The sequence below is a fragment of the Polaromonas sp. genome, from assembly GCF_030689685.1.
Classification (GTDB): Bacteria; Pseudomonadota; Gammaproteobacteria; order Burkholderiales; family Burkholderiaceae_C; genus Polaromonas.
This window is the reverse complement of record NZ_JAUYEY010000092.1, coordinates 1-5,061: the sequence shown is the minus strand read 5'-3', so window position 1 is coordinate 5,061 and position 5,061 is coordinate 1. Positions and strand designations below refer to the sequence as shown.

Here is a 5,061-nt window from a genome sequence, read left to right as displayed (position 1 = left end):
GCACTTTGATGCCGTATCCATCAGAGGATCCACCTCGATTACTCGAAGTCTCTCTTCCTGATCGACGGCTGTTCATGCCCTTGGCGTTCAACAGTCTCAATTCCTTGCCCGTGGGCAGGGAGGCATCCATAGCATCTCCTTCGATGAAACAACCACTTTAGGTGCCGCACTGGCGGGAAGCTGTAAGACGTGCCTGCCATCCTTGTAGGACGGGAAGGCCAATCAGCCGCTATCAAAAACATAGCTATGTGTGTACAACTGGTATGGGCTGGAGACCTTTTTGCTGCATAAACAGAGGCAGGGCGGTGTTTGTAACCGCTGGCCGCCCGGCGCCGCGCGGTAGCATCAGCCCATGACCCTCTTGCTGGCGCCCATGGAAGGGCTGGTGGACTTCGTGCTGCGCGACATTCTCACGCGGGCCGGTGGCGTGGACCGCTGTGTCTCGGAGTTCATTCGTATCACCGACCAGTTGTTGCCCGAGCGTGTCTTCACGCGTATCGTGCCCGAGCTGCTGAGCGGCGGGCGCACGTTGGCCGGTGTGCCGGTGCGTGCGCAACTGCTGGGCTCGGACCCGGTGTGTATGGCCGACAACGCCGCGCGGCTCGCGGCGCTGGGGCCGGCCGGCATTGACCTGAACTTCGGTTGCCCGGCCAACATCGTCAATCGCCACGGCGGCGGGGCAGCCTTGCTGAAGGAGCCCGACACCCTGGCCGCCATCGTATCGGCGGTGCGGCGCGTCGTACCGGCGCATCTGCCGGTGTCGGCCAAGATGCGCCTGGGCTACCACGACGATGCGCTCGCCGTTGAGTGTGCACAGGCGATTGCCAGCGGCGGCGCCGACGAGCTGGTGGTACATGCACGCACCAAGGCGCAGGCTTACCGGCCGCCCGCCTACTGGGAACGCATCGCCGACATCCGCGCGGCGGTCGCCATCCCGGTGGTGGCCAACGGCGAGATCTGGTCCGTGGACGACGCACGCCGCTGCCGTGAGGCCTCGGGCTGCGACATGTTGATGATTGGCCGCGGCGCAGTGGCTGACCCCGGACTGGGCTTGGCGATCAAGGCGTCGATGGGTGAAGGCTGTGTGCAGGCGCTCGGTTGGCCGGAGCTGGTGCCGCTGTTGGCTGATTTCTGGCACCTGGTCTGCACCCGGCTTGATGCACGCTCGCGGCCTGGCCGGCTCAAGCAGTGGCTCAACTTTTTGCGCCGTCGTTTCCCGGAAGCGGAAACCGCTTACCAGTCACTCAAGACCATCAACGATCCAGCACTGATTGACCAGTGGCTGGCGGGCGTGGTCAAGGCGCATGCCGCTGAGCCGTCAAGCCCGTCGCGGCTGCTGCAAGCCGCCTGAGCGCACACGCATCAGGCAAACAAGCCCTCAAAACCGGTGGCCGGCTCAAAACGCTGGTTGCGGTAATGCAGCCTTGTCGGGCCGGGCAGCGCCAGTTCGCGCACCGAATGGCGGGCATCGCCGGGGTAACAGATCACGCGGCCGCTGTTGTCGTTGAAGGATTCGGGCTGGATCACCGGTGGGCGCCGCGCACGCGCGGCGGCCAGCACACTGTCCACCGCGCTGTGCCGTGCCAGGTGCGCCAGGCTCATGATCTGCGGCGGCGCCAGCTCGATCTGACCGGCCCAGTACTGCTGCAGCGCTTCACGCGGGCTGAACCAGATGCTCTCGGTGGTTTCAAAATTGTCGTGGCGCGCCACCTGACCGTCCGGCACCGCCGCGACAAAAAAACGGGTGTCGAAACGCTTGTTCATGACCGAGGGCTGGGTCGGTGTGATCCAGCGCGACCAGGGCAGGATGCTGCGCGTTTGCAGGCGCAGCGCCATCTGCGCCAGCACTGCATTGAAACCGTGACCCTCGCGCAGCAGCGCTGCGGCCTGCGTGGCGGGCTGCACAGAGCCACCTTGCGCAAACAGCACGCCACATTCTTCAAAGGCCTCGCGCAAGGCAGCTACATACAGCGCCCCGGCGGTGGATGCGCTGATGTCGGCCTCGCCCAGGCCGTCGTGCAGCGTGTCCAGGGGCTGGTCCATGTGCGCCACCATGTCGAGATCGGCATCAGCCGCATCAACCTTGCCACCCGGAAAGACATACGCCCCGCCCAGCACATCGGACAGGCCGTGGCGCTTCATCAGAAACACCTCCAGGCCAGCCGGCGCATCACGCAGCAGCACCACGGTGGCGGCCGGGCGCGGCGGGGTGGTGACGGTTTCGAGGTTCAGTTCCATGGCGTGGCTGGTCTTTCATCAGGGCGCTGCACCGTCCATTACAGTACAGGCTCCTAGCCTAGCAGTTTAGGGGCGCGCACCAGATCACCAACATGACAGGGGACAGCAGATGGGTATGGATTTCACCGGCCGCGTGGCCATCGTCACAGGCGCCGGCGGCGGGCTGGGCAAACAGCATGCGCTGGCGCTGGCCGCGCGCGGCGCGAAGGTGGTGGTCAACGACCTCGGCGGCGCGCGCGACGGCTCCGGCGGATCAGTCAGTGCCGCCGAGGCGGTTGTGGCCGAGATCCGCGCAGCCGGCGGCGAGGCGATGGCCAATGGCGCCTCGGTGACCGACTTTGTGGCAGTGCAGGCCATGGTCCAGCAAGCCATGGACGCCTGGGGCCGTGTCGATATTCTCGTCAATAACGCTGGCATTCTGCGCGACAAGAGTTTTGCCAAGATGGCGCTCGCCGATTTTGCGCTGGTGATGGACGTGCACCTGATGGGCGCCGTGCATTGCTGCAAGGCGGTGTGGGACATCATGGCCGCGCAAAAATACGGCCGCATCGTGATGACCACCTCGTCGTCGGGCTTGTATGGCAACTTCGGCCAGTCCAACTACGGTGCGGCCAAGATGGCGCTGGTCGGGCTGATGCAGACGCTGTCCATCGAGGGCGCAAAAAACGACATTCGCGTTAACTGCCTGGCACCGACCGCCGCCACCCGCATGACCGAGGGCCTGATGCCTGAAGAGGTGCTGCGCGCGCTGCAACCCGAGGCCGTGGTACCGGCCATGCTGGTGCTGGTGGCGCAGGATGCGCCGACACGCGCCATCCTGTGCGCCGGTGCCGGCACCTTTGAAGCGGCCCACATCACACTGACGCGGGGCCTGTGGCTGGGCACGGGTGCGCAGGTGCCTGAAGCGCTGGCGGCAAGGCTCGACGAGGTGAGGGCGCGCAGCGGCGAGATGGTGCCGCAAAGCGGATCGGCGCAGGGCAGCCACGAAGTCAGCTTGGCTAGGGAACACGCGCAGGGCTCAGTCCGTAGCTTGATTTGATCCTTGCGCCAGCACGCGCGCAAAAAAATGCAGCCGGGTTCGCTGGACAATGTTTCGACGTTTCGCCCGGGGCGGAGGTCGGATACCTGTCGTTGTAGCGCGAAACCCGGCTGGCACAGACGCAGTTTGCGCAATGCCTTGCGCGGCGGATGCAGTCCGTCGATGATGACTTGTGTAGTCCGCGTCTGTCGCGCGGCCCCAGCCCCGGCGTGGCAAGCTTTCGTCATGCGGTTGCTACCCTTATCAATCAAACCTGCCTTGCTCCTGAAAACGTAGCATTTTGTAGAACCCCGGTTCCTTGTCGCTCCGGACGTAACGAGGTGCAAACATCAGCAGCCAGGGCGGACCTGTCCTACAGGCGCACGCGGATGACACCGACCCACCGCACGAATGTGAGGTTTAGATTGAACTCAGTCGATCACTGATCGGCGTTTTCAATCAACCGCCCCCTCGGGGTTTATTCAGGAGCTACTCATGAAATTCAATCAATCTCTGACCGCCGCCATCACTGCTGCCGCACTGGTCGCCAGTGCTGGTTTTGCTTATGCACAAACCGCTGTGACCAATGTCCCCGGCCAGCCGAATGCCCAGGGCCCGACCACACAGGCGCAGCCAGCAACTGGCGGCACCATGCAGTCCCAGCCTTCGACCAGCACCGGCACCTCGATGGACAACACGAATACGGCGCCCCGCACCATGGACACCACGCTTGAGCCACGCGCTGACCGCAACTAATACGGGCATCACATGTTCTGTAGGTCGCGGGGGAGCCGGGTAATTTCAGCCGTCTCCCCTGCATCCTTTTGGAAGCCTCCATTTTCGGATTTTTAGAATCATGGCCAACACCGAACCGTCCCAATTCGACGCCATCCTCAAGGGGCTGGGCATGGGTTGCGCGGCGATTGCGCTGATTCTTCCCGGTCAGGTCACGTCCAGACCGTCTGCTGTAGTGCCCTCGGCTGCGATGGCGCCATCGCTGGCGCATCTGCCCCGGCATGCGGACTTTGCCCGGGAGCAGCCCTCGCCCGAGGCGCGCCAGATGGCCAACTGGGTGATGGATGCACGCGACCACCGTGGCATGCCGTTTGTCATCGTTGATAAACCGCATGTGAGGGTGTTTGTGTTCAAGCCGAACGGCACGCTGAACGGCGCCACGCCGGCGCTGATGGGTTCTGCCGTCGGCGACGATTCGGTTCAAGGCATCGGCGAGCGTGAGATATCCGCCATCGAGCCGCATGAACGTACCACGCCGGCCGGGCGTTTTGTGTCACAGCCTGGCATCAACTCTTTCGGTGAAGACGTTGTGTGGGTGGACTATGAGGCGGCGGTGTCCATGCACCGCGTGCGCGCCAAGGATCCCAGCGAACGTCGGCTTGAGCGGCTGGCGTCCGCCACGCCGGACGACAACCGGATTTCTTTCGGTTGTATCAACCTGCCGGTGGCGTTTTATGAAGACGTGGTCAAACCGGCGCTGGGTTCGCAGCGCGGTGTGGTCTACGTCCTGCCCGAAACCCGGCCGGTGCAAGCCGTGTTCCAGAACTTCAAGGTGACCGGCGCGAGCTGATCTCTGACGAATTGCACTTGTCGGATTAAACCTACAGCGCCATCATGGCCCCACGCTTGCTTAAACCTTCTTCCAGTCGCTAGTAGTTCGTTCCAACAATAAAGTTACATAATAGCAGATAATTGCCATAATTCATTTGCAACTCTTGACGGAGGCGGATTATGGCAAGGAAATCTGGACGTGCGGCACTGATTCTTTCTCAGGCGCAGGAAGCGATGCT

General features: G+C 63.2%; 5 protein-coding genes. 4 read left to right on the top strand and 1 reads right to left on the bottom strand.

Going from position 1 to position 5,061, the window contains the following annotated elements; genetic code table 11:
• The first annotated feature begins 352 nt into the window (after window positions 1–352).
• Window positions 353–1,351, top strand: a complete 999-nt coding sequence (locus Q8O29_RS19185) for a tRNA-dihydrouridine synthase (RefSeq protein WP_305565749.1) — start codon at window positions 353–355, stop codon at window positions 1,349–1,351.
• A gap of 11 nt (window positions 1,352–1,362) precedes the next feature.
• Here the strand turns inward: Q8O29_RS19185 and Q8O29_RS19180 are convergent, their stop codons facing one another.
• Window positions 1,363–2,238 carry an NUDIX domain-containing protein gene (locus tag Q8O29_RS19180; RefSeq protein ID WP_305565748.1) on the bottom strand — a complete coding sequence of 292 codons (876 nt, stop codon included), beginning with the start codon at window positions 2,236–2,238 and terminating at the stop codon, window positions 1,363–1,365.
• A gap of 109 nt (window positions 2,239–2,347) precedes the next feature.
• Between Q8O29_RS19180 and Q8O29_RS19175 the strand changes: the two genes are divergently transcribed.
• The 3 genes from Q8O29_RS19175 (at window position 2,348) to Q8O29_RS19165 (ending at window position 4,841) form a co-directional block, all read left to right on the top strand.
• Entirely contained in the window at window positions 2,348–3,277 is a 930-nt protein-coding gene (locus tag Q8O29_RS19175; RefSeq protein ID WP_305565746.1) for an SDR family NAD(P)-dependent oxidoreductase, read from the top strand.
• A 474-nt stretch (window positions 3,278–3,751) separates the two neighbouring features.
• Window positions 3,752–4,012 (top strand): hypothetical protein, encoded by a 261-nt coding sequence (locus Q8O29_RS19170; RefSeq protein ID WP_305565744.1) that lies wholly within the window; start codon window positions 3,752–3,754, stop codon window positions 4,010–4,012.
• A 100-nt stretch (window positions 4,013–4,112) separates the two neighbouring features.
• The gene (locus Q8O29_RS19165) at window positions 4,113–4,841 is read left to right on the top strand and encodes a hypothetical protein (protein ID WP_305565742.1); all 729 of its coding nucleotides are present in this window, start codon (window positions 4,113–4,115) and stop codon (window positions 4,839–4,841) included.
• Window positions 4,842–5,061: the final 220 nt, after the last annotated feature.

Bases quoted from the DNA above. Each gene is read 5' to 3' on its own strand.
- Q8O29_RS19185 (WP_305565749.1), top strand. From the start codon at position 353: ATGACCCTCTTGCTGGCGCCCATGGAAGGGCTGGTGGACTTCGTGCTG.
- Q8O29_RS19180 (WP_305565748.1), bottom strand. From the start codon at position 2,238: ATGGAACTGAACCTCGAAACCGTCACCACCCCGCCGCGCCCGGCCGCC.
- Q8O29_RS19175 (WP_305565746.1), top strand. From the start codon at position 2,348: ATGGGTATGGATTTCACCGGCCGCGTGGCCATCGTCACAGGCGCCGGC.
- Q8O29_RS19170 (WP_305565744.1), top strand. From the start codon at position 3,752: ATGAAATTCAATCAATCTCTGACCGCCGCCATCACTGCTGCCGCACTG.
- Q8O29_RS19165 (WP_305565742.1), top strand. From the start codon at position 4,113: ATGGCCAACACCGAACCGTCCCAATTCGACGCCATCCTCAAGGGGCTG.